This is a genomic window from Anoxybacillus gonensis (assembly GCF_001187595.1).
Lineage (GTDB): Bacteria > Bacillota > Bacilli > Bacillales > Anoxybacillaceae > Anoxybacillus > Anoxybacillus gonensis.
Genome location: NZ_CP012152.1, coordinates 2,489,313 through 2,512,802 on the forward strand (window position 1 = coordinate 2,489,313; position 23,490 = coordinate 2,512,802).

Annotated in this window: 26 protein-coding genes; 1 reads left to right on the forward strand and 25 read right to left on the reverse strand. The window is 38.1% G+C overall.

The genetic code is table 11. The annotated features are described in order from the left end of the window. Nucleotides 1–8 precede the first annotated feature (8 nt). The 14 genes from ftsX to AFK25_RS13140 all read right to left on the reverse strand — a co-directional run bounded on the left by ftsX (nt 9) and on the right by AFK25_RS13140 (nt 11,622). Nucleotides 9–902, reverse strand: a complete 894-nt coding sequence (gene ftsX, locus AFK25_RS13075) for a permease-like cell division protein FtsX (RefSeq protein ID WP_035066190.1) — start codon at nt 900–902, stop codon at nt 9–11. Beyond that, nucleotides 892–1,578, reverse strand: coding sequence for a cell division ATP-binding protein FtsE (gene ftsE / locus AFK25_RS13080; protein ID WP_009362324.1), 687 nt, complete (start codon nt 1,576–1,578; stop codon nt 892–894). Before ftsE ends, ftsX begins: the two co-directional genes overlap by 11 nt. Before the next feature lie 160 nt (nt 1,579–1,738). Next, nucleotides 1,739–2,065, reverse strand: coding sequence for a cytochrome c551 (gene cccB, locus AFK25_RS13085; protein WP_009362325.1), 327 nt, complete (start codon nt 2,063–2,065; stop codon nt 1,739–1,741). A 58-nt stretch (nt 2,066–2,123) separates the two neighbouring features. Beyond that, a complete protein-coding gene (locus AFK25_RS13090; protein WP_035066187.1) occupies nt 2,124–2,984 on the reverse strand; it encodes a YitT family protein in 861 nt (286 codons plus the stop codon). A gap of 89 nt (nt 2,985–3,073) precedes the next feature. Continuing rightward, nucleotides 3,074–3,334, reverse strand: coding sequence for a type II toxin-antitoxin system RelE family toxin (locus tag AFK25_RS13095; protein ID WP_020424541.1), 261 nt, complete (start codon nt 3,332–3,334; stop codon nt 3,074–3,076). Next, nucleotides 3,303–3,560: a hypothetical protein gene (locus tag AFK25_RS13100; RefSeq protein WP_035066184.1), complete on the reverse strand. Its 258-nt coding sequence runs from the start codon at nt 3,558–3,560 to the stop codon at nt 3,303–3,305. Before AFK25_RS13100 ends, AFK25_RS13095 begins: the two co-directional genes overlap by 32 nt. Before the next feature lie 82 nt (nt 3,561–3,642). Then, nucleotides 3,643–4,750, reverse strand: a protein-coding gene (prfB, locus tag AFK25_RS13105) for a peptide chain release factor 2 (RefSeq protein ID WP_128713022.1) whose coding sequence is annotated in 2 segments (ribosomal slippage) — nt 3,643–4,677 and nt 4,679–4,750 — 1,107 coding nt in all. Because the reading frame shifts where the segments join, the coding sequence is not laid out codon by codon here. An 80-nt stretch (nt 4,751–4,830) separates the two neighbouring features. Next, nucleotides 4,831–7,335, reverse strand: a complete 2,505-nt coding sequence (gene secA, locus AFK25_RS13110) for a preprotein translocase subunit SecA (protein WP_009362400.1) — start codon at nt 7,333–7,335, stop codon at nt 4,831–4,833. A 124-nt stretch (nt 7,336–7,459) separates the two neighbouring features. Further along, a complete protein-coding gene (locus tag AFK25_RS13115) occupies nt 7,460–8,059 on the reverse strand; it encodes a hypothetical protein (protein WP_035066164.1) in 600 nt (199 codons plus the stop codon). A 63-nt stretch (nt 8,060–8,122) separates the two neighbouring features. Then, nucleotides 8,123–8,671: a ribosome hibernation-promoting factor, HPF/YfiA family gene (hpf, locus tag AFK25_RS13120; protein WP_009362402.1), complete on the reverse strand. Its 549-nt coding sequence runs from the start codon at nt 8,669–8,671 to the stop codon at nt 8,123–8,125. Between the two features lie 231 nt (nt 8,672–8,902). Beyond that, nucleotides 8,903–9,256: a flagellar protein FliT gene (fliT, locus tag AFK25_RS13125; protein ID WP_019417493.1), complete on the reverse strand. Its 354-nt coding sequence runs from the start codon at nt 9,254–9,256 to the stop codon at nt 8,903–8,905. Then, nucleotides 9,257–9,655, reverse strand: a complete 399-nt coding sequence (fliS, locus tag AFK25_RS13130; RefSeq protein WP_019417494.1) for a flagellar export chaperone FliS — start codon at nt 9,653–9,655, stop codon at nt 9,257–9,259. A 36-nt stretch (nt 9,656–9,691) separates the two neighbouring features. Continuing rightward, on the reverse strand, nt 9,692–11,266 hold the full coding sequence (locus AFK25_RS13135; protein ID WP_035066161.1) for a flagellar hook-associated protein 2: 1,575 nt from the start codon (nt 11,264–11,266) through the stop codon (nt 9,692–9,694). 17 nt (nt 11,267–11,283) lie between these two features. Beyond that, complete coding sequence (locus tag AFK25_RS13140; protein ID WP_019417496.1) at nt 11,284–11,622, reverse strand: flagellar protein FlaG; 339 nt, start codon at nt 11,620–11,622, stop codon at nt 11,284–11,286. Nucleotides 11,623–11,756: 134 nt separating this feature from the next. Here AFK25_RS13140 and AFK25_RS13145 point away from each other — a divergent pair, with 134 nt between their 5' ends. Beyond that, the gene (locus AFK25_RS13145) at nt 11,757–12,566 is read left to right on the forward strand and encodes a flagellin N-terminal helical domain-containing protein (RefSeq protein WP_019417497.1); all 810 of its coding nucleotides are present in this window, start codon (nt 11,757–11,759) and stop codon (nt 12,564–12,566) included. A gap of 103 nt (nt 12,567–12,669) precedes the next feature. Here the strand turns inward: AFK25_RS13145 and pseI are convergent, their stop codons facing one another. The 11 genes from pseI to AFK25_RS13200 form a co-directional block, all read right to left on the reverse strand. Continuing rightward, nucleotides 12,670–13,719, reverse strand: coding sequence for a pseudaminic acid synthase (pseI, locus tag AFK25_RS13150; RefSeq protein WP_035066158.1), 1,050 nt, complete (start codon nt 13,717–13,719; stop codon nt 12,670–12,672). Nucleotides 13,720–13,735: 16 nt separating this feature from the next. Beyond that, complete coding sequence (locus tag AFK25_RS13155; protein ID WP_049720904.1) at nt 13,736–14,686, reverse strand: ATP-grasp domain-containing protein; 951 nt, start codon at nt 14,684–14,686, stop codon at nt 13,736–13,738. A 19-nt stretch (nt 14,687–14,705) separates the two neighbouring features. Continuing rightward, a complete protein-coding gene (locus AFK25_RS13160; protein WP_035066155.1) occupies nt 14,706–15,419 on the reverse strand; it encodes a metallophosphoesterase family protein in 714 nt (237 codons plus the stop codon). Further along, a complete protein-coding gene (locus AFK25_RS13165; protein ID WP_049720905.1) occupies nt 15,416–16,114 on the reverse strand; it encodes an SDR family NAD(P)-dependent oxidoreductase in 699 nt (232 codons plus the stop codon). Before AFK25_RS13165 ends, AFK25_RS13160 begins: the two co-directional genes overlap by 4 nt. A gap of 132 nt (nt 16,115–16,246) precedes the next feature. Then, a complete protein-coding gene (gene pseG / locus AFK25_RS13170) occupies nt 16,247–17,335 on the reverse strand; it encodes a UDP-2,4-diacetamido-2,4,6-trideoxy-beta-L-altropyranose hydrolase (protein ID WP_049720906.1) in 1,089 nt (362 codons plus the stop codon). Between the two features lie 39 nt (nt 17,336–17,374). After that, nucleotides 17,375–18,112, reverse strand: coding sequence for a cytidylyltransferase domain-containing protein (locus AFK25_RS13175; RefSeq protein WP_035066151.1), 738 nt, complete (start codon nt 18,110–18,112; stop codon nt 17,375–17,377). Between the two features lie 12 nt (nt 18,113–18,124). Beyond that, on the reverse strand, nt 18,125–19,309 hold the full coding sequence (gene pseC / locus AFK25_RS13180) for a UDP-4-amino-4,6-dideoxy-N-acetyl-beta-L-altrosamine transaminase (RefSeq protein WP_035066148.1): 1,185 nt from the start codon (nt 19,307–19,309) through the stop codon (nt 18,125–18,127). Nucleotides 19,310–19,343: 34 nt separating this feature from the next. Continuing rightward, a complete protein-coding gene (gene pseB / locus AFK25_RS13185) occupies nt 19,344–20,309 on the reverse strand; it encodes a UDP-N-acetylglucosamine 4,6-dehydratase (inverting) (protein WP_019417503.1) in 966 nt (321 codons plus the stop codon). 27 nt (nt 20,310–20,336) lie between these two features. Next, nucleotides 20,337–20,708 (reverse strand): hypothetical protein, encoded by a 372-nt coding sequence (locus tag AFK25_RS13190; RefSeq protein ID WP_238148393.1) that lies wholly within the window; start codon nt 20,706–20,708, stop codon nt 20,337–20,339. Continuing rightward, nucleotides 20,705–22,456, reverse strand: a complete 1,752-nt coding sequence (locus AFK25_RS13195; RefSeq protein ID WP_049720907.1) for a motility associated factor glycosyltransferase family protein — start codon at nt 22,454–22,456, stop codon at nt 20,705–20,707. Before AFK25_RS13195 ends, AFK25_RS13190 begins: the two co-directional genes overlap by 4 nt. Nucleotides 22,457–22,597: 141 nt before the next feature. Beyond that, on the reverse strand, nt 22,598–23,410 hold the full coding sequence (locus tag AFK25_RS13200; RefSeq protein ID WP_035066145.1) for a flagellin N-terminal helical domain-containing protein: 813 nt from the start codon (nt 23,408–23,410) through the stop codon (nt 22,598–22,600). Nucleotides 23,411–23,490 lie beyond the last annotated feature (80 nt).

Here is a 23,490-nt window from a genome sequence, read left to right on the forward strand (position 1 = left end):
CTCTCTTTCTATACTTTTAAAAATCGTCTCACTGACATCATGCTTCCCCACATGCCGATGCACGCTCCTAATAAAACGAGCACAGCTGCCAACTGCCATGCAAACGGATAAAATGGGAGAAGTTGAAAAAATGTATCTTTCAACTTTGGATACAATAAATCAAATACGTACGAGTAAGCGGAAAGAACGATAATGATCGGAATGACTGAACCGAAAATGCCAAGCCATAGTCCTTCAAGGAAAAACGGCCAGCGAATAAACCCATTTGTCGCACCTACTAATCTCATAATCTCGATTTCGCGACGGCGGGCAAAAATCGTAATTTTAATTGTGTTCGAGATGAGAAACATCGCTGTAAATAACAACCCGATAATAAGCGCTAATCCGACATTGCGAATCGTTTTCGTTGCGGCAAATAGTTTTTCAATTTGCCCTTTTCCGTATTTCACTTTGCCGACAGATGGCAACGGTTCAATTTGCTTTGCGATTTTTTCTGTATCAAGCGGATTTTTCGCTTTCACGATAAATACATCGCTTAACGGGTTATCTTGTTCAAATAAACGGAATGACTTTCCGTCTTCTCCAAAACTTTCAATCAACTTTTGCAATTCTTCGTCTTTCGATGAATATGTTACTTTTTCGACGCCAGAAAGAGCTTCTAACTTCGCTCTGAGCGCATCTTTATCTGCTTCTGTCGCACTTAAATCGACGTGCACACGAATTTCGACGTCGCGCTCAATTTGTTTCGTTATATGTTGAATATTGAGCATAATGACGAGAAATACACCGACAAGCAAAAGCGTCACCGTGACAGCACTAATGGACGCAAACGTCATCCAACCGTTTCGTCCGAGACTTTTTAAACTTTCACGGAAATGACGGCGAAGGGTGTTAAGTTTCATAGCCATATTCCCCCTTCACTTCATCGCGCGCAATTTTCCCGCGTTCAATCGCAATAACGCGCTTACGAATCGTATTGACAATTTCACGGTTATGCGTTGCCATCACAATCGTCGTTCCCCGATCGTTAATGCGCTCAAAAATGTCCATGATTTCCCACGATGTATCCGGATCTAAATTTCCTGTCGGCTCGTCGGCAATGACAATCGACGGATTGTTGACGATCGAACGGGCAATCGACACGCGCTGCTGTTCTCCGCCCGATAATTCGTTTGGATAAAAGCGCGCTTTATGTTTTAACCGCACTAAGTCAAGCACTTCCATAACGCGCTTGCGAATGTTTTTTGGCGATTCTTCAATGACTTCCAAAGCAAACGCCACGTTTTCATATACCGTTAACTTTGGGAGAAGCTTGAAGTCTTGAAAGACAATGCCGATGTTTCGGCGAAGCAATGGTACTTTGCTGTCTTTGATATTCGCTAAGTTCACGCCGTTAATCATAATTTTTCCGCTTGTCGGTTTTTCTTCGCGATACATCATTTTAATAAACGTCGATTTCCCAGCACCGCTCGGACCGACGACATATACAAATTCTCCTTGCTTAATACGAACGGAAATTCCGTTTAATGCGATCACTCCGTTCGGATACGTTTTATATACATCTTGCATTTCAATCATAAGCAACCACCTAAGTATTCGATGTTTTTCTACATATTCCTGCAAAATTCTTACCTCGTCCATTATATCATCATTTCCGACAAAAAGGGGGCGAATTTTATTTACAGTTATATTTCAAGAGTGTTACAAACGAAAAGAGGATGCTCCCATTGGCATCCTCTTACTTTTTCGCTGCTAACCATTCCGCTACTTTATCAACATCGTCACCTTGGATTAAACCACCTGGCATACCGCCGCGACCGTTTGCGATAATATTTTTAATTTCGTCTTGTGAATATTTTCCGCCTACTTTATCAAGTGCAGGACCAACGCCACCTTCTAAATTTTGTCCGTGACAGCTTGCACATGATTTTTTGTAAACGGCTTCTGCGGCTGAAGCTGTGTCCCCGCCACCATTTGCTGGTTTTTCGCTCGCGCTATCCCCTCCGCCACAGGCAGCTAACACGATTGCTGTGCCAGCAAATAAGCTAAGTAGCTTTTTCTTCATACGAAATCCCCCTTGTCAACATTTTCATACACTTCTATTATATCGCATCGTTTTTACGTTAGGCACGTTTAAATCCTTCACCAAGCACTTCCGCCGCATCCATAACGACGACAAATGCAGACGGATCAATGGTTTTCACTAATTGTTTCAATTTTGTGAACTCACTTTGTGCCACAACGCACATGAGCATCGTGCGCTCTTTTTCTGTATATCCGCCGTATGCATGTAGTTTTGTCACACCGCGGTCAATTTTATGCAAAATCGCTTCTCGCACTTGTTCTTCTTTCGTTGTAATAATCATCGCCATTTTTGAATTGCCGAAACCAACTTGAACAAAGTCAATTGTTTTACTCGTCACAAATAACGCAATTAATGCATATAGCGCCCGTTCTAAATCAAACACAAACGCCGCTGTTAACACAATTAAGCCATCAATTAAAATGACGCACGTCCCTAACGATAACCCTGTATATTTATGAATAATTTGAGCAGCTAAATCGGTTCCCCCTGTCGATGCGCGACCACGAAAAACAATGCCTAATCCTACGCCGACGCCAATGCCGCCAAATAATGCCCCAAGCAATGGATCATGCGTTGCTGGTGCCACATCACGTGTCAAATACACGACAAACGGTAAAAAGGCAGTACCAACTAACGTTTTTACACCAAACTGCTTTCCGAGCAATAGCACACCTGCAATAAATAATGGAATGTTAAGCGCCCATTGTACGTACGCTGGCTGCCAACCGAGCGTCGCATGTAAAATCGTACTGATGCCGCTTACCCCACCTGATGCGACACGATTCGGAAGTAAAAATAAATTGAACGCAACGGCCACAACGGCCGAGCCGACAAGAATATATACGTATTCTAGCACTTTTTCAACAAATGGATTTGTTATGTTGCTTCTTTTTCGCATGCCTCTCACCTTCCTTTGTGAGTATAGCATGCCCGATATAGGAAGTAAATGACATCGAATTAACGCAATAATGATTTAATATAGTGAAGTCAATATACATCTCCTCGATTTCCAATGGCCTCGATGTAAATCATTTGCTCGTGGTGATCAATGCGGAAAAGAATGCGGTATGTGCCAACACGTAAACGGTACAAACCTTGGTGTCCTCTCATTTTTTTAATGTCTCCTTGAGGAGGAATGTGAAGCAATCCTTTTAACGCTATAGCTATCCGTTCTTGTACTTCTTTCTCTTGCTTAGCAAGAAACTTTACCGCTTCCTTACGGTAAATCAATTTGTAAGCCAAATTCACGTTTTGCATCACCACCGGTCACATATCCTTCATCCCCTTGTAACTGGCGTTTTTCTTGCTCTGTTAACAATGCTTCTTCTTCACTTACTTCTTCCAGTTCATCCCACCATTGATGATGTCCTTTTGCTCTTTGCAGTAAATGCAATAAAAATTCATAGGCTAACTGTCGATCGGATTCACTTAACTGTTCAATCATCCCATGGAGCACTTTTTTGTCTACTGCCATGTCATTCCCTCCTTTCGTTATGTCCAAATTATCACTCTCTGTTTTAGTCGTCAATAATAAAAAGGTGCCCATGTCGGACACCTTATCCTTGTTTTAATTTTGAGCGTAAATATGCGTCGATAAAGACATCAATTTCTCCGTCCATCACTGCTTGCACATTTCCGACTTCAGTATTTGTTCGATGATCTTTTACAAGCGAGTACGGATGAAACACGTAAGAACGAATTTGGCTTCCCCAGCCAATTTCCTTTTGTTCGCCGCGAATTTCTGCGAGCTCCGCCTGTTGTTCCTCTAACTTCTTTTGATACAACTTCGCCTTTAACATATTCATCGCTTTTTCGCGGTTTTTAATTTGCGAACGTTCCGATTGGCATGTGACGACAATGCCTGTTGGAATATGTGTAATGCGTACCGCCGAATCTGTCGTATTGACGTGCTGACCGCCGGCACCGCTCGAACGATACGTATCGACTTTGATTTCATCTGGACGTACGTCAATTTCAATGTTGTCATCAAATTCAGGTACAACTTCACACGAAACGAACGATGTATGACGGCGACCAGAAGCGTCGAACGGTGAAATGCGCACGAGGCGATGGACGCCTTTTTCCGCTTTTAAATATCCGTATGCATTATGCCCTTTAATTAGCAACGTGACACTTTTAATTCCTGCTTCCTCACCCGGTAAATAATCGAGCGTTTCTACTTTATACCCTTTTTTCTCCGCCCAGCGCGTATACATGCGCAACAACATCGATGCCCAATCTTGTGACTCCGTTCCACCTGCGCCAGGATGAAGTTCTAAAATGGCGTTATTTTTATCGTACGGTTCGTTTAACAACAATTGCAGTTCAAATTCACTAAAGTCTTTCGATAATTTTTTCGCCTCAGACACGAGCTCTTTTTGCAATTCTTCGTCTGGCTCTTCTTTGACAAGCTCGTACGTCACTTCTAAATTTTCAAATCGCTCTTCAAGCGAACGAAACTCACCAACTAAATCTTTCAGCGCATTTGCTTCACTAATGACCGCTTGGGCAGCTTTTTGATCGTCCCAAAAATTAGGGGTGGCCATTTGTGCTTCTAGCTGTTCAATGCGCGCTTCTTTCGTTTCGAGGTCAAAGAGACCCCCTAATATCCGCTAATCGCTTAGCCATTTTCTCAAGCTCTTGCTTAATTTCTACTAAATCGATCATGTCATTCACCTCAACCATTATTGTATTCAAACGTCATCACGAACGCAACATAACGAAAGCGAGGGAAATCCCCTCACTTATCGTCCGCAACAATGTTTATATTTTTTCCCGCTTCCGCATGGGCACGGATCATTTCGACCAACTTCTACTGCTTTTTTCACCGGCTTGCGCTTCACTTCTTCGCCTTCTTTCGGATGAACCGCCTCACCTTTCGCCACTTCTTGCCGCTCAAGGTTGTTTTCAATTTCTGCTTTCATAATGTAACGTGCGACTTCTTCTTCAATAGAAGCGATCATCGCTTCAAACATCGCATATCCTTCCATTTGATATTCACGCAACGGATCAATTTGACCGTACGCACGCAAATGAATACCTTGGCGCAACTGTTCCATCGCATCAATATGTTCCATCCATTTCATATCGACGGCACGCAAGACGATGACGCGCTCAAACTCGCGCATTTGCTCGGCTGGAATGCGGCTTTCTTTTTCATCGTAACGTGCGCGCACTTTATTCCAAATGAGTTCAATCATTTCTTCTGGATCTTTACCACGCAAGTCGTTGATCGTCACATCCCCTTCAGAAAGAAGGTTCGCTTGCACATAATCAACAATCGCTTGCACATTCCATTCTTCTGGCATTTCATCTTCTGGCGTATGCGTACGTACGACGCGCTCGATGACCGACTGAATCATTTTTTCAACAATATCGCGCAAGTTTTCCGAATCAAGCACTTGGAAACGTTGGCGATAAATAATTTCACGTTGTTCACGCAATACGTCGTCGTACTGCAATAGTTGTTTACGTGCATCAAAGTTGTTTCCTTCGACACGTTTTTGTGCCGACTCGACTGCTTTTGAAACGATTTTACTTTGAATTGGCTGTGAATCGTCCATGCCTAAACGATCCATCATCGCCATCATATTTTCCGAACCGAAGCGGCGCATCAGTTCATCTTCAAGCGACAAGTAAAATTGCGATACCCCCGGATCTCCTTGACGACCAGAACGACCGCGCAGCTGATTATCAATGCGGCGGCTTTCGTGACGTTCTGTCCCGATGACCGCTAAACCGCCAAGCTCACGCACCCCTTCGCCAAGTTTAATGTCCGTTCCGCGTCCTGCCATGTTCGTCGCAATCGTTACCGCACCTTTTTGACCTGCTTGAGCGATAATTTCTGCCTCTTTCGCGTGGTTTTTCGCATTTAATACGTTATGACGAATACCGCGCTTCGTTAACATGCTTGACAACAATTCAGACGTTTCAATCGACACTGTACCGACAAGAACAGGTTGTCCTTTCGCGTGACGTTCCGCAATATCCTCGACAACCGCACGAAACTTTCCTTCCATCGTGCGATAAATTAAATCTGGACGATCATCACGAATGACCGGTTTATTTGTCGGAATGACGATCACTTGCATATTGTAAATGTTGCGGAATTCTTCTTCTTCTGTTTTCGCTGTTCCCGTCATACCAGCAAGCTTCTCATACATACGGAAATAGTTTTGGAACGTAATCGTCGCAAGCGTCATTGATTCATTTTGAATCTCAAGTCCTTCTTTTGCTTCGATCGCTTGATGAAGACCATCGCTATATCGGCGTCCACGCATGAGACGACCTGTAAACGGGTCAACGATGACGATTTTTCCGTCCTCAACGACGTAATCGACGTCGCGCTGCATGACAACGTGCGCACGCAACGCTTGGTTAATATGATGGTTTAACGTCACATGTTTTAAATCGAATAAGTTGTCGATTCCAAACGCACGCTCTGCTTTGTTCATTCCTTCTTCAGTAAGCTGCACACTTTTCGTTTTTTCATCGTACGTATAATCGACATCTCGTTTTAATGTGCGGACGAACGCATTCGCTTGAATGTACAATTTTGTAGACTTTTGCGCTGTCCCTGAAATAATGAGCGGTGTACGTGCTTCGTCAATTAAAATGGAGTCGACTTCGTCAATAATCGCATAATGAAGCGGACGTTGCACCATATGTTCTTTATATAACACCATGTTATCGCGCAAATAGTCGAAACCAAATTCGTTATTCGTTCCATATGTAATATCAGCGTTGTAAGCCGCTTGTTTTTCTTCGCGCGACATATTGCTTAAATTTAGTCCGACAGATAAACCTAAAAACTGATACAATCTGCCCATTTCGTGTGCGTCGCGGCTTGCTAAGTATTCGTTTACCGTCACGACATGGACGCCTTTTCCTGTTAATGCATTTAAATAGACAGGCATCGTTGCGGTTAACGTTTTTCCTTCCCCTGTCTTCATTTCAGCAATGTTGCCTTCATGAAGCGCGATGCCCCCCATTAATTGCACTTTATACGGATACATGCCAAGCACGCGCTTTGCTGCTTCGCGAACGACCGCAAACGCTTCGACAAGCAGATCATCGAGCGTTTCACCTTTTTCAAGACGAGCTTTAAATTGTTCTGTTTTTTGACGCAATTCGTCATCAGAAAGCTGCGCCATTTGCGGACCGAGCGCATCAATTTCATTCGCAATTTTTTCTAATCGCGCAATTTGCCGTTTATTCGGATCAAACACTTTTTTTAACATTCCAAGCATACAAAAACGCCCCTTGCTTATATAGTCGCTAATTACCATCATATCACTTACAAGAAAAGGTGACAACTCATACGGAAAAAGAGAACATGTGGGAAAAAAGAAAAAAACCAGCTTCTTCGCTGGATTACACTTGCGATTGTAGTTGTTCGATGGAGGCTTCGACTCTGAGTAAGCGCTTGTTGAGGGCGTAAATTTCAAATCCTTTTTCGTCAATCTTTTTGTAAATGTTTTGCAGTAATGTGCGCACATCGTCGGCTAGTTGAATTTCTAAACGTTGCACCGTTTCTTTTACGTCGCTTAGTTGTGTTTCCACATGCTCGAGACGTTTCTTGACATCGCACATCTCTTCCTCAAGGCGACTGATACGCTCATTCGTTTCTTTCATTTCTTGTTCAAGCGCATCTAACCGGCTTTCCATGTTAGCAAAACGTTCATCAATTTGCGCAAACCGTTTGTCAATCTGAGCAAATCTTTCATCAACTTGCTTAAATCTTTCATCAACTTGCTTAAATCTTTCATCGATCTGAGCAAATCTTTCATCAATTTGTTTAAATCTTTCATCGATTTGGGCGAATCGTTCGTCAATTTGAGCAAAACGCTCATCAATTTGCTGAAATCTCTCATCAATCTGCGCAAATCTTTCGCGCACTTCTTGTTGAAACTGCAGAAAATGACTTTCAATACTTGTCAACTTCCCTAAAATTTCACGTAAGATTGCTTCCACCTTTTTTCACCTCCTTTCACATTATACCACCCTCTGTCTTTCGTCGACAGAGGGTGGATAGGATTAGTTCGCTTCAATTAAGCCGTATTTACCATCTTTTCGTTTGTAAACAACGTTTGTGCGGTTTGTTTCCGCGTTAATAAAGACGTAAAAGTTATGGCCAAGCATATTCATTTGCAAAATGGCTTCTTCGCTATCCATCGGCTTTAAACTGAAACGCTTCGTACGTACAACTTCAAATTCTTCTTCCTCATGCTCTTCTGTTGCGACAGGAGCGGTTGTCGTAAGTGTCAAACCGTTTGCTTCTTTTTCACGCATTTTTCGGTTCACTTTCGTTTTATGTTTACGAATTTGGCGTTCGAGTTTATCGACGACCAAATCAATTGCCGCATACATATCGTCATGGCGCTCTTCCGCACGCAATACAATTTGTGGCATTGGGATCGTTACTTCAATTTTCGATTGTTTATCGTTATATACCTTTAAATTAACGTGAACAGTAACTCCTTCAGTCGTTTCAAAATAACGTTCTAATTTCCCAATTTTTTTCTCAACATACTCTCGAATCGCTTGTGTAACCTCGATGTTTTCTCCGCGAATGTTGTATTTCATACGCTGTTCCTCCTTTTATGAAAGGTTGATTACTTATTTCTACAATTCCCTACAAAACTCCTTCTCAATCGTCACATTTTTTGTGAAAAAATGATGAACAGGATAGCCAACCTTATCCATATCAACAAACATGTTTAGAGACTATCCAAAACATATTGTGGAGACGGCTTTGATGAACAAAAAAGACGGATATTTCTACCCGTCCCTAATTTTTCAAAGCTCACTAGCTATTTATTGTTTTTTGTCATAAAACCGTCCATCACTTATTTCTACTTGTTCAAACAAGTTTATATACATTTTCTGTAATTTCTTTTTCTCAGTCCATTTCTTTAAGTCACTTCTTATTTCTTCGTATAAACGATGCATTTCTTTTTGAATATTGTTTTCCATCTCTACAAATTTCCTAGCTTTCGGGTGATCTTTTAACTGATAGCCGTTTTTCTTCTTTATCTCTTCAATGATTTTTTCTCGTTCATCGATTAATTGCAAAACATGTTGAACCTTCCCATCTCGATCGTCATTCTCATGCTGCAAAACATTCAATAAAGTCTCCGAACAAGAAAAAAGCCGATCAATCGCATCCATTTACGCTTGATCTCCTTTGAAATTTTTTTGACGATTCAACCTGATTACTTCTTTCCACGTATCACGGAACTCCATGACCAAATTTTCCACTTCTTCCACCATCAAAACATCATTTTTTATATTCGCTTGTATTAAACGATAATGCATATACTCATACATAATCATCATTTGTTTAGCTATTTCATACTCTTGATTTAGCGTCACCATAAGCTCTTGAATAATTTTTTGGGCTTTTTGTAAATTTTCATTTCGTTCATTTATACGATTTTCGTGTATTGCCTCTTTTGCCTTATTTAAAAATTTAAGGCAACCATTATAAAGCATAAGCGTTAGCTCACCCGGAGAAGCTGTACTCACACTATTTTGTTGATAAGCACGATGTGCCTGTTCCGTTGCCATGCTTACAATCACCTACCTAATTTTTTATATCATTCCTTATGACATTCCCCCGCCAAACTGTCCCATCAACCATGCTGATTGCTGATTCCCTTTTGAAATAGCTTTCTCCATCATTGAAAACTGTCTCCAATAACGTGTTTCAATATCTTGCAACCGACGTTGAAAATCGAAAATCTGCTTATCCACATTTTTTAACTGAACGCCGAGGGAATACTGATTTTCTGTATATGTCGGCTTTCCTGCCTTTTTTTCAATGTTAACAATCGTTTTCTTCACTGTATCACGAAGACGTTGCACAATCCCTCGCGTATCGGAAACAACTTGATTTGTGCCTGAATCTTTCGTTATACTCCCTATCTGCGTGAACGTTTTAACCACTTTATCCGGATCGGTTTCAAGTGCTTTTCTCAATTTCTCTTTATCAATAGTGAGCACTCCATTATTAACAATGTTATTCGTTGTAGTAATCCCTAATTCAAAAATCGTATCAACGACATCACTTCCGAGCCCATCTACTTTTCCATACAAATCACGACGCAGCTGCGATAAAGTACTTGAAATAATCGAATCGCCACGAAGTAATCCACTTTTCGCCTTTTCTTCCCAAAGCTCAATTTGTTTCTCAGACATTTCTTTTTTCTGTTCCTCTGTTAGAGGCGGATAATCTCGATATTTTTTCTCTCTTATTTTATCATTTAGGGAAGTTATTAGCTCGTTGTATTTATTAACAAATTCCTCTATCTTTCCAATCATCCCGTCAATATCTATAGAAGAAGTGACCGTCACAGGTGCCGTAGTCACAGCTTTTAATGTGTACTCTATACCGTTAATTGTAAATGTATTCGTTTGTCTTTCCATTTCTAATCCATTTAACGTGAATGAAGCATTTTCACCTCCATCTGCCAATGTAATCACATCTACAGTTCCAGATTCATCTTTAGCTGTTTTTTGAAACCCAAAAATCGTGCTAAAAATATCTTCTCCCGTCGCTGATTGAACATAAACCTCTGCTTTATTAATGTCCGTATCCAGAGTACCTGTTGTACGTGTAGAAATCCCTAGTTTCTTAGACTTCTCATCAAAAACAGCATTAATGTTTAAGCTGGATTGGTTCAGTTTTTTCACAACATCCGATACTTTATCAGTCGTCTTAAAAGCAATATCTTCTTGTTTATAAGTTCCATTAGCTTGAAGAGCAAAAATTGTAACTGTTGTATCTCCTGTAAGACCTAGATCTGCTAACGTTGCCTCAGACGTATAATCGCTCACTTCTGCAGATACACCTGTTGCAGCTTTCGCCAAACGAGCAACCTCAATCGTATTTGTAGAATCATAAGAACTAGATAAGGCTTTTACACTTACTGCTGATTCATTCGAAGAAATCGCCGTCTTTTTATATAAATTGCTTGATAACATAAAATGATTAGACAAATATGTGTCAAAATCCGCTAGTTTTTTATTCACATCCCGATATGCATCTCTTTGCCATTCAAAAACTTGCTTCTTTTGATATAATCTGTTTAATGGGATACGTTCCGCTTTCATTAAATCTCCGACAATTTTATCAATATCCATTCCACTTGCTAAACCGCCTATTCTCATCGTTGACATTGTATCATAGCCCCTTTCTAAATTTTCTCATCAATAATCATGCCTAAAAATTTTTGCATCGTATAAAAAGCATCTAACAACTTTTTTGGAGGAATTTCGCGAATCACTTCTTTTGTTTCCGTATCGATCACTTGCACATAATATTGTTCAAGCTCTTCATGAATGACAAATTGAACAGCACGATGATGTACATCAAAAAATTTGTTCAACGCATCAACTGCACCTTCTATCGTCTTTTTGGATAATTGAACACTCTGTTTGTTTTCATTTTCCAGTATATTTTTCATCACATTCAAATTTTCTTTAGAGTGCGGCATAGATGCATCATTCAAAATGGTTGAATTTGTAATTTTCATAACCTCCGTCCCCCTCGTACATTTCCTTATCATTTATATCGGCTTTACTGAAAATTTTTTAAATAGCAGTATTTACTTAACCTAAAAAAAGTCGATATATAAGATTGAGAAGAAAAGGGAGCGAGGTGATAAAGATGAAAGTACAAAATAACGCATTGATCGCCTTTTCTATGAATCGATATCAGCGCAATAATGCGATAGTCGAAAGAACACTAAACAAACTTTCTTCAGGGATGAAGATTTATCGGGCGAGTGAAGATGCAGCTGGGCTAAGTATTTCTGAAACGTTAAGAGCACAAATTAGAGGACTAGAGCAATCACAGCGCAATATGCAAGATGGGCTTTCTGTACTCAAATCTGCTGAAGAAGGGCTCATGAATGTCAACAGTCTTTTACATCGAATAAGAGAATTAGCTGTGCAAAGTGCAAATGATACTTTAAACACATCGGATCGTATAGCAAGCCAAAAAGAGCTCGATCAATTGCTACAAGCGATTGACGATACAGCAGAAAAATTAGAGTTTAATACGAAAAAGATTCTTGGTGAAAACAGGCCTTTACTCCTTCAAGTCGGAGGTAATCCCGGACAAACGATTGCTGTTGATTTAGTCGACATAAGCACAAGCAGGCTCGGCTTAAACGGCGTAACCTTATTAACACAACAAGACGCAGAACAATTGATTACAAAAGTTGATCGTGCTCTTGTCCAAGTCACGCAACATGTAACAAATGTTGGATCCGATTATGAAGCGATTGAACACCATTTAAACCACGCCATGTTGAAAGAGAGCAACTTGCTTACATCCGAATCTTTACTAAGAGATACAGATGTAGCTCGTGAGATGATGAACTACATTAGCATTACCATTCGCCAAAAAGGTGATCACTTACTTATTTCACATATAAATCGAAACGTGGAGGAAACACTAAAATTATTCAAATAATAAAAAGGTGTCCCCTAAAATAGCGGGACACCTTCTTTTGTTATAAAATTAGGAAGTATTCTTTGTGCGTCATTCTATTTGTATGCATGTATCTAAGGCAGTTTTATAACAACATGTCCCAACTTAATGGAGTTCCTTTTTTTACATCCTTCTTAGCCGTTTTTCCGATGACTAAATCATAATATTTTGGGGGTAATCCATATCCGGGACGAATAATTTTAATGTTCTCTCTCGTAAACAATTCTCCTTCTTTTATGTCTTGCGCCACATAAATCGATCTTCTAAATTTCAATGATGCTTTCTCCTTCTCCATTGGACCATACTTTACTTCCCCTAATGCCTGCCATGCTCTTTCCGTCTCTACTACAAGAGCTTTCATTTCGTCAGGTTCCATTGAAAACGCAGAATCTACCCCACCATCTGCTCTTGATAATGTGAAATGCTTTTCAATGACCGTCGCTCCTAACGCAACACTGGCAACTGCAACCCCTACTCCCATCGTGTGATCGGATAAACCGACTTGACAGTCAAATAATTCCCTCATATGCGGAATGGTTAATATATTTGTATTTTCAGGAGAGGCTGGATAGGTGCTTGTACATTTCAAAAGAACTAGATCCTTACAACCTGCTTCTCTCGCTGCTCGAACAGTTTCATCCAATTCAGCTACGGTTGCCATTCCCGTTGAAATAATCATTGGTTTACCTGTTGAAGCAACTTTCTTAATAAGTGGAATATCATTATTTTCAAAAGATGCAATCTTATACATTGGTACATCTAATTCTTCTAAAAAGTCTACTGCTGTTTCATCGAAAGGGGTGCTAAAAGGAATCATTCCTAATTCTCGGGCACGATCAAAAATAGGTTTGTGCCATTCCCAAGGAGTATAGGCTTGTTGGTATAGCTGATATAACGTATTCCCCTTCCATAAACTATCGCTATCTTCAATTTTAAATTCAGGATTTTCCAAATTCAATGTCATTGTATCCGCTGTATATGTTTGAATCTTTAACGCGTGTGCTCCAGCCTTAGCAGCTGCTTCAACAATCGCTAAAGCACGTTCTAAGGATTGATTATGGTTCCCAGACATTTCCGCAATAATAAACGGCTTATGGTTTGGACCTATAAATTTATCCATCACTTTAAAATCCATTCCTAAGTTCTCCCCATTAAAATATTATTTCTTTATCTGCTCTAAAAATCTTCTTTCCTACGATATTATTTGGTATACGCAAATGTTCCTCTTTTAATTCATTAAATAAATCAAGAATAGCCCATTGTACATCTTTAAAGCCTAACTTATGTCTGAATACTACTGTACTTGAAAATCTTGGATTTATCTCAAAAATAATCGGACCCTTTTTAGTCATTCTTAACTGAAAATTAACACTTCCTTGAAAATTTATATTTTTTGATAAACTAATAAGTAATTTTTCAATTGTATCGTTTTTCACAACTTCCGCGTAACCTGTTCTCCCTCCAGCTAATACTCTTTTGAAAATAATTGTTCGACTAATACCTTTTTTTGTACGAAAAACACCACACGTATATTCTTCATCGTCTGGTAAGAGTAACTCTTGGAAAATAAAATTTTTATAATTATTATTATTTTTGTAAAAAGAGAGATTATCATCTCGAACGATATTAACTGTTTTACTACCAGATCCATCTCTACTTTTAATTATACATGGAATTTCCAGTGGGTTTCCCTCAGATACCTCCACAGTCCATGGAAAAGGATATCCATTTTCCCTTAAGTAATTTGCTGTATGAAGTTTATCAAAACCTATTTCCATGATATTAAAGCTAGGCATTAATAACGGGACACCATTAATTTTTTTTATATTGTTTATATAAAAAAATCTAAGTTCAGGCTCAGATACTGGAATAATTAATTCTACATTGTGTTTTTTTACCAAATCACTTATTACTTCTATATAGTCAGCTTGGGTTACTCTAGGTACTTTAAAAAATGTATCATAAAAATATTCTGCAGGAAATTGGTCATTTATATCGGTACCATATATTCTATTAATCCAAGGAATTTCTCTTAATATAGTTGATATCCCTAAGCCAATATCTCCTGCACAACCTGTAATAAGAACGGAGTTTAAATACATTAATACTCTATTTGCCTCCTTAAAAGTTGTCTAGTCTATTCCGTGTTAGAATAGATTTAAGATAATCATTTTCATAGTCATATCGTTCAATATCTTCTATTAATTTACTTATGTTATAAGGTGTTCTATGTGATATATACACACTATTATCTGTATTAAAGATTCCCCAACAAGCTAAACCACCAATGTCTCTGCTTTGTCCTACAGAACCAACATTCACTAATAATCTGCCATTATAACTATAGGTGAATGGATAATGTGAATGACCTATAAATACACAATCGTGATTTGAAGCTAGATATTGATTCAATTTTTCTTGAGAACAGTCAGGATATACATATTCATCCGGACTTAAGGGTGAACCATGACACAATTTAAAACTAATGCCATCAATGTTTACTTCTTCCTCATCAGGCAAACCTATCAACCAATCTATTTCTTCACTGCTTAGTTTTTCTAAAGCGAGTTCATGTCCATATCCATATTTCATTCTAACTGTATTAATATCAATCTCTTTATTAAGAATCTTTTTTAACATTCTCTCATGATTTCCTTTTATAATTGTACATGGTAATTTTCTAATATATCTGACAACCATTTCTGGCTGATAATAATATCCTATTAGATCACCTAGCACAAAAAAATATTCAATCCCAATCTTACTAGCATGTTTAAGCACGGTATCTAGTGCGTGATAATTTCCATGAATATCAGATAAAATACCTATTTTCATTTTAGATACCCTTTCAAAATATCAATCGCAACCTCATCTGGGGATTTTAATTGTCCTAATTTTTTGTAAGATTGGAATGTTTCGAGTAATGGAAAGTCTTCTTTATCACTTTTCCTAATTACCTCTTGCATACCTGTGTCCATTACTCCAGGGTCAATATGAAATACTGTTATCTGTTTATATTCATCTTTCAAAACATCTAAAAAAGTCTTAATTGCTTTTTTAGATGAACAATAGAGACTCCAACCAGGAATCGACCGTTCCGCAGCTCCAGATGTAATATTAAGAATTTTCATCGGCATATTCCTCGGCTTGTTTTTTAGAATTACGTTTAATATATATACAACTGAAGCATAGTTTATATTAATATGTTTAAAAATCATTTCATCATCTTCAATTCTTCCTAGTCTTTTTATGGGTTCAACAACTCCAGCATTATTAATAAAAACGATTTCGTTAAATTTCTCAAAAAATTCTTTGTTCAATGTATTTTCGAAAGGATTAGAAGACGGAGTATGTGAAAGATCATAAATTACTAATTTTATTTTATTTGGGTGAACTTTTGAAAGTTGTATTTGGTCTTCTGTAAACCGTCTACCTATTATGACAATAAATGCTTTATCTTGTAATAATAGTTTTTTAAACAAAGAATAACCCAAGCCGCGCGAAACTCCTGTTATAAAAAATAAACGCAATAATGACACCTACCTCTAGTAGACTTTCATTTTTCCAAAGCTTTTGTATTGTTTTCGCAATCTATCTTTTTTCATGATCATTTATCTTTATTTTTTAATATAATGTAACAATATATTTGGTTATCCGAGACTTTAAAATTTGAATAATTCGTTTATTACTCTATATTTGCCTAAACCGTCTACTATTTCTAAAGCCTTCATAGAAGCATGTGATAAATTTATATCTTTATTTTGGAATTTATATAAGGCACTTACAATATCTTTTTCATTAACTTCTTCTGATTTGCCTAGATAATAATCGATACCAAGGCTACTTAAAGCTTGACATATTTCAATTTGGTTATAGGCTACCGAAATCAAAATGGCTGGTAATCCCATACAATACCTTTCCCATGTAGTAGACCCACCAGCACAAATAGCTAAATTCGATTGTTTCATTAATTTTGCCATATAGTCTATACCACAATGAAAGTTTATATTAGGAAAACGACTACAATAATCTTTTATTCTATATTTATAGGGATTAGAAGCTCCTACAACTACATCAATATTGATTTTATTATTATCCAATAGATTTAAAGCATGTAAAGTTTTTAAGGTTTCGTTTGTAGGATCACTCCCACCAAAAAACACTAAAATATTTTTGATCTCATCATTTTTTTTATTATTTAAAATCTTTCTTAAGTCGATAAACTCATTCCTTAATAATGCATATTCGGGACCTAAAAGTAGTTTACAATTTGAGGGGACTAAACATTTATAACGATCCTCTAAATTTAAATAATAATTTTGATCTAATAGAATATCACATAAATGCTTTCTATCTGCTAAATCGTCAATAACCATGATATGTTTACTGTAATTTATTAATTGATTTTCCCATTTATGATCTAGTGCATAGTGGTCAATAATTAACCAGTCAACGTAATGAAAATTTTTTTCAATAATTTCAATTGTTTGATGAGCATCTATCTCCCAACTTGTCTCAAGCCATTGAGCATGTTTAGTGTCACAATTATTTATTATTTTGTTTTGAGATGGTAAACAATAGACCCGGTATCCTCTCTGATTGATTAAATCGCACAAATGCCCCTTTAGTTTTCTTGAAATAAATATAACCTCATGCCCACGGTCTTTTAATTCCTCAGCCAATGTTAAACAGCGCATAACATGGCCAGTTCCTATTTGAAAAGAAGCATCAACTCTAAAAACAGCTTTCATAGTCACCATATCTCCATTGATATCTATTAATAAATACTTTTATTCAAATAATTTTTTCTGCTCAACATGACTGTTAATATCAAACCATGCTGGATTTCTATCAATTAGCTTTAACACATCATCCATATTGAAATATGTGTTTTCTGGATAAAGTTTACTAATGATTTTTTCTATTAATTCAAAATCTTCCTCTGTGTCCACTGTCCAACGATGCTTACTTTCGTCCTCCTCGTTTGAAACATTACAAAGTCTGAATTGATCAGGATGATGATACATATAGGCCGTTACATGCTCTCGATATACCGACCCTTTTGCTTCTTCATGAGCTCTTTTTAACACTTCATACGACACTACTTCTGTATCCATCCCTCGCGGATATGTACGCGTTAATGTGTTTGACACATAATCGTATCGATCTCTATTATCCAAATATTGTTCAACCACTTTATCAATAACCATCGGATCAATAATTGGACAATCGGATGTTAAACGAACGATTACATCTACACCAAATGTTGTTGCTGCTTCATAATAGCGCGACAACACATCCTCCTCCGAACCACGATAGTAAGGAATCGAAAGTTGCTGACAAAGTTGAACGATTGGGTCATCACTTTCTTTCGTCGTTGTCGCAATAATTATTTCATCAATCGTTTTCGCTCTTTTTACCCTTTCAATTTGATATTCAAGTAACGTTTTATCAAGTACTTTTTTTAATACTTTCCCCGGAAGTCTAGTTGAGCCCATACGCGCTTGGATAATCGCAGCAACCTTCACTTTCTCACCTTCTTATTTTTTGTAATAGGCTATCGTCCTCTTTACAGCATGAATTACATCGTTAACATCTTCTTCACTCATCGCTGGGAATAAAGGCAACGTAATCACTTCTTCATACAATTTTTCAGCATTTGGACACATTCCTTTTTTGTAACCCAGTTGTTGATAATAAGGCTGTAAATGAATAGGGATGTAGTGAACGTTGACACCAATGTTTTGTTGTTGAAGTGCTTCAAAAATTTCGCGTCTTGACGCTGTTAGTTTATCCAATTTCAATCGAATCATATATAAGTGCCAACTTGAATCTCCATCTTTATGTTGGAATGGCGTAATAATTTCATTCACATCTTTGAACACTTCATTATACATTGCAACAAATTTTCGACGAAGTGCAATAAATTGATCAATCTTCTTCAGCTGGCTCGTCCCTAGCGCTGCTTGAATATCAGTCATTCGATAATTATAACCAAGGAATTGCATTTCATAATACCAAGGACCGTGATATTCTTTCAGTTTTTCCTTATCGCGCGTAATCCCATGAGAGCGGAATTGTAGTAATTTCTCATAATACTCTTCATTATTCGTCGTAATCACACCACCTTCACCCGATGTAATATGTTTTACTGGGTGAAAGCTGAACATCGTCATATCACTAATGGAGCCGATTTTTCTACCCTTATATGTCGCTCCTAACGCATGCGCTGCATCTTCAATGACGACAAGGCTATGCTTTCTGGCGATTTCTAAAATACGGTCTAGTTCAACCGGTTGACCTGTGAAATCAACAGGGATGATAGCCTTTGTCTTATTCGTTATCTTCTCTTCGATTTTATTTGGGTCAATATTGTACGTTTTCTCATCAATATCCGCAAAAACAGGTATCCCACCTTGATAAAGCACACAATTCGCACTTGCAGCAAAGGTCATCGGTGTTGTGATCACTTCATCTCCTTGACCAATCCCCGCCGCAAAACAAGCACCATGGAGCGCTGCTGTGCCATTCGAAAAAGCAACAGCATATTTTGCCCCGACATATTGTGCAACAGCTTGTTCAAATTTTGAAATATCCGGACCGGTTGTTAAGTAATCTCCTTTTAATACTTCTACAACTGCTTCAATGTCCTCCTCATCAATCCATTGCTTTCCATAGGGCAAATATGATTGACGAATCGGTTCCCAAGATGTTGACTTCCCCACCTTATCATCTCCTCGAAAAATGAAAACAACTACTTTACATTCCATCTACCAACTCTCGTAACTCTTCCACCGTTAACCATTGCGTGTTCGTATCGCTCGTATATTTAAATCCATCTGGAAGCGTTTTTCCTCCTTCTACATACGCTTCAGACCACCATGGAAACTCCGGTTGAATAACATAATAAGTGTCAAATTCCAAAGTACGGCGAGCATCATCTTCCGTAATCATCGCTTCATGAAGCTTCTCTCCCGGACGGATACCAACAATTTCAATTTCACATTCTGGTGCAATCGCCTTGGCTAAATCAACTACTCTCATACTTGGGATTTTCGGAACAAAAATTTCTCCCCCACGCATACGTTGTAAGTTATCTAACACAAATTGCACACCTTGATCAAGGGTGATCCAGAAACGTGTCATTCTCTCATCTGTAATCGGCAACTTGCCTGTATGGCGCATTTTCTTAAAGAACGGAACGACACTCCCTCGGCTGCCAACTACATTTCCGTAGCGAACTACTGAAAACTTCGTATCCTTAAATCCAACATATGAATTCGCAGCCACAAATAACTTGTCTGATGCAAGTTTTGTTGCACCATAGAGATTGATAGGAGCCGCTGCTTTGTCCGTACTTAAAGCAATCACTTTTTTGACTCCTCGATCGATCGCTGCTTCAATGACGTTTTGCGCTCCGTAAATATTCGTCTTAATCGCTTCGAACGGATTATACTCGCATGCTCCAACATGTTTCAGTGCTGCTGCATGTACAACAATATCTACCCCATCAAACGCTCGATACAAACGATCTTTGTCACGGACATCCCCAATAAAAAAACGGAGGCGAGGATCGTTATATTCTTGCGACATCTCATATTGTTTTAACTCATCCCGACTGAATATGATAACTTTTTTTACATCATAGGCCAATATAGTTTTTACAAATTTTTTCCCAAATGATCCTGTACCGCCAGTAACAAGGACGACTTGATTTTCAAACATTTCTATCACCTTTTTCTATATCTTACTTTAATTCCCCTCAACGTCGTTACATTGAACAAATTGTCCTTCGATCATATTGTCGATAAATGGCGCAATTTCGTATTCAAACAAATCCGCAACTAATACATAATCTTGTATTTCCAATCCCTCGTTAATCTCATATAAATATTCATTCAGCCCCTCCATTGATACGCTAAATGCAAAACCATTCTTTTGCATTAAATGTACAACTTGAAGAAGCCATGACGCCCCTTCTACAAATTGAGCAAGTAGCTGTAGCGCCTCTCCAACGTTATCTTTCCTTAGTTTTTCGGCAATCGTTACACAACCATCTTTTACACGAAATAAATATGAAAAAAAAGTTTCTTGGGTCTCTTGAATAAGCTGATTCATCATCATTCCCCTTTCATATTTGCTATTTTTTCTTTTATTCTTTTTCGCAACTCACTTAAATAAAACACCGTTTCGCTAGCTGCCTTTTCCACTCCTCCATATAAGGCTTTCGAGCGGTGATATACTCGATGGAACATTTCTTTTTTTGTTTCATTTTCACTCGGCAAAAATTCACATAAAATATGATATACAATAGGCATTAATAAATATTGCATAATCCCTGTTTTTAGTTGTTCATCTAGCTTTCGATCATATTTATTTAATTTTTTCAATATATGTTCATCAAAATACTGGTTTGAACGATTTTTACCTAGCAAACGAATCGCCTTTTTACAAATATCAGCAACCTCTTGATACTTTTCTATTTCCCTCTCTATTCTCTCTAAAAACACTTCCCATTCTTCCTGACTTCTTTTTTGAGGCTGTACAAATTGGTCAACGAATACGGTTCGCCCGTCATCAAAACGAATATATTTTTCAATAAATTGTTTAAACGGGATTTGCTTATATCCTTCTAAACGTACGCCACCTTCTGTACAGTTAAATAAACGGTTGCTATCGTCAACAAAAGAAGCAAACTGTTCAAACGATGTTTTCATCGAGTAAAATCCATAATCCGTCAAAACCTCATCACCGAAATACCCTTCGGTATAAAACATTCCACGTTGCTTTTTATCTTCTTCGCTTATTTCACGATAAAAACGGTTATGTTGAGCATGCGTTTGATTGTTTGTGTAAGCTAAATCTTGTCCGATTAAACAAATTGGTCCCGAAGTCAGGCGATGTGCGATAAATAAAGCAAAATTCGCCACAGAACCACCAGACAGCACAGATGGAACATGCTTATTCAACAGTTGTGTCGTTAAGCTCGCCATGTCATAGTCCATATTGTTTGGAATAAAAAACGCTCGTTTTCCTTTATGCTCATCAATAATTTGATGGTGAACTAATAAAGAGTAAATAACAAATATATCGTCCATATCGATCGATTCGAAATGCAAATAGTTATTTATTCCTCCATCTATTGTAACAACAATGTGTGGTTTTATATGATGAGCAAGCAGCGTATTAATTGTAGAACCTGCACAAATAATTAGCGCCTTTTCTCTTACTTGCTCTAATAAAGGCAGCTGTTTTGTTAAAGAAGGTCCGCCAGCAACGATAATCGCTGGCGCATCAAACTGTTTTTCTAAAACTTGCAGCCCTTCGTCTTCAAATGCATGCACTAAATTAAACAAATAATTTTTTTGCCAATCATGCGCAAAAAAATTGAAAGTATTCCTATTTATTTTCTCCATAAAAACAACATCTTTTGCTTTTTTAAAACATTGCTTGCAAAGTTCCGAGTATATTTTATCGTAATTTGGCGAAATGATAAATTGAGCACCTTGCGGAAATCTTTTTATAAACACTTGTAAAATCGCTTCAAATTCGTCGACATGTTCAATCACGGCCACTTTTATACGCTCATTATTTACATGGGTGCTCTGAATATCTTTTTCAAGCGCTCGATTCGGCTCGACGACAAGAAGAAATTCATCGCTCGTTATCTTTTTTGCAAATTGTTGCACAATATATCCATTTCCGTATCCAAACAAAATGTGAAGATGATGTTTTTTATAATGTTTTTCAACGTACACCTCTGCTTCTTTTATTGGATCGTACTTGCTATGTAATAAATAGCCTGCCATTTTAAAAACAGGCAACCCTTCTCGTTTCGAATAAATCGTTTCGATATTAACTTGTTCAACCATAACTTTTCTCCTCTCATCTTTATGGAAGAGTAAATTAGCTCTCCTTTTATATCGGCACATTTTCACTCATTTGTTATATATTTTAGAGCAAAAAATAAAAAGAGACCTTAGAACCGCGCCTAAGATCTCTTTTTATGTTAATTAGCGAAGCAATTGCAATACGCCTTGTGGTTGTTGGTTCGCTTGCGCTAACATCGCTTGTGCTGCTTGCATTAAAATATTGTTTTTCGTAAACTCCATCATTTCCTTCGCCATGTCAACATCACGGATACGTGACTCAGCAGCAGTTAAGTTTTCTTGTGTTGCACCTAGGTTGTTAATTGTATGCTCTAAACGGTTTTGTACCGCACCGAGTTTCGCACGTTCGCTAGAAACTGTTTCAATTGCACTATTAATTGTTGAAATAGCGTCATCAGCAGCAGTTTGAGAAGAAATGCTTAATCCGCTCACACCTAAGCCGCTTGCAGTCATGGCATTAATTGTTAATGTGATCGCTTGACCAGAATTCGCACCGATATGGAAAGTTTTACCATTAAACGTACCATCTAACAGTTTTTGTGTGTTAAATTCTGTATTGTTTGCAATACGGTTAAGTTCAGAGATTAATTGATTCACTTCTGCTTGTAGAGCATCACGATCTTCTTGTGTGTTTGTGTCATTTGCTGATTGCACAGCAAGTTCGCGCATGCGTTGAAGGATTGCGTGAGTTTCCGTTAATGCACCTTCTGCTGTTTGAATTAATGAGATAGAGTCTTGTGCGTTTTTAGTAGCCATTTCAAGACCGCGAATTTGACCGCGCATTTTTTCAGAGATAGCAAGACCTGCAGCATCGTCGCCTGCACGGTTGATGCGGAAACCAGAAGAAAGCTTCTCAAGGTTTTTCGCTGTTTGCGTGTTGTTGAATGCTAATTGACGGTGCGTATTTAACGCTGAAATGTTGTGTTGAATTCTCATGTTCATTTCCTCCTTGAATTATATTTTTCTACATCCATGTAGTTGGGTGCGCAAGAAACAAAGTATATCTCCTGCTCCCA

What these genes read in the sequence shown, in the direction of transcription:
- fliT (WP_019417493.1), bottom strand. Translation starts at nt 9,256, where the DNA reads ATGGATGCGATTGATCGGCTTTTTTCTTGTTCGGAGACTTTATTGAAT.
- AFK25_RS13190 (WP_238148393.1), bottom strand. Translation starts at nt 20,708, where the DNA reads ATGATGATGAATCAGCTTATTCAAGAGACCCAAGAAACTTTTTTTTCA.
- fliS (WP_019417494.1), bottom strand. Translation starts at nt 9,655, where the DNA reads ATGGCAACGGAACAGGCACATCGTGCTTATCAACAAAATAGTGTGAGT.
- ftsX (WP_035066190.1), bottom strand. Translation starts at nt 902, where the DNA reads ATGAAACTTAACACCCTTCGCCGTCATTTCCGTGAAAGTTTAAAAAGT.
- cccB (WP_009362325.1), bottom strand. Translation starts at nt 2,065, where the DNA reads ATGAAGAAAAAGCTACTTAGCTTATTTGCTGGCACAGCAATCGTGTTA.
- AFK25_RS13090 (WP_035066187.1), bottom strand. Translation starts at nt 2,984, where the DNA reads ATGCGAAAAAGAAGCAACATAACAAATCCATTTGTTGAAAAAGTGCTA.
- pseI (WP_035066158.1), bottom strand. Translation starts at nt 13,719, where the DNA reads ATGGATTTTAAAGTGATGGATAAATTTATAGGTCCAAACCATAAGCCG.
- AFK25_RS13200 (WP_035066145.1), bottom strand. Translation starts at nt 23,410, where the DNA reads ATGAGAATTCAACACAACATTTCAGCGTTAAATACGCACCGTCAATTA.
- AFK25_RS13155 (WP_049720904.1), bottom strand. Translation starts at nt 14,686, where the DNA reads ATGTATTTAAACTCCGTTCTTATTACAGGTTGTGCAGGAGATATTGGC.
- AFK25_RS13135 (WP_035066161.1), bottom strand. Translation starts at nt 11,266, where the DNA reads ATGTCAACGATGAGAATAGGCGGTTTAGCAAGTGGAATGGATATTGAT.
- AFK25_RS13140 (WP_019417496.1), bottom strand. Translation starts at nt 11,622, where the DNA reads ATGAAAATTACAAATTCAACCATTTTGAATGATGCATCTATGCCGCAC.
- pseG (WP_049720906.1), bottom strand. Translation starts at nt 17,335, where the DNA reads ATGAAAGCTGTTTTTAGAGTTGATGCTTCTTTTCAAATAGGAACTGGC.
- pseB (WP_019417503.1), bottom strand. Translation starts at nt 20,309, where the DNA reads ATGTTTGAAAATCAAGTCGTCCTTGTTACTGGCGGTACAGGATCATTT.
- hpf (WP_009362402.1), bottom strand. Translation starts at nt 8,671, where the DNA reads ATGAAATACAACATTCGCGGAGAAAACATCGAGGTTACACAAGCGATT.
- AFK25_RS13145 (WP_019417497.1), top strand. Translation starts at nt 11,757, where the DNA reads ATGAAAGTACAAAATAACGCATTGATCGCCTTTTCTATGAATCGATAT.
- AFK25_RS13100 (WP_035066184.1), bottom strand. Translation starts at nt 3,560, where the DNA reads ATGGCAGTAGACAAAAAAGTGCTCCATGGGATGATTGAACAGTTAAGT.
- secA (WP_009362400.1), bottom strand. Translation starts at nt 7,335, where the DNA reads ATGCTTGGAATGTTAAAAAAAGTGTTTGATCCGAATAAACGGCAAATT.
- AFK25_RS13195 (WP_049720907.1), bottom strand. Translation starts at nt 22,456, where the DNA reads ATGGTTGAACAAGTTAATATCGAAACGATTTATTCGAAACGAGAAGGG.
- AFK25_RS13160 (WP_035066155.1), bottom strand. Translation starts at nt 15,419, where the DNA reads ATGAAAATAGGTATTTTATCTGATATTCATGGAAATTATCACGCACTA.
- ftsE (WP_009362324.1), bottom strand. Translation starts at nt 1,578, where the DNA reads ATGATTGAAATGCAAGATGTATATAAAACGTATCCGAACGGAGTGATC.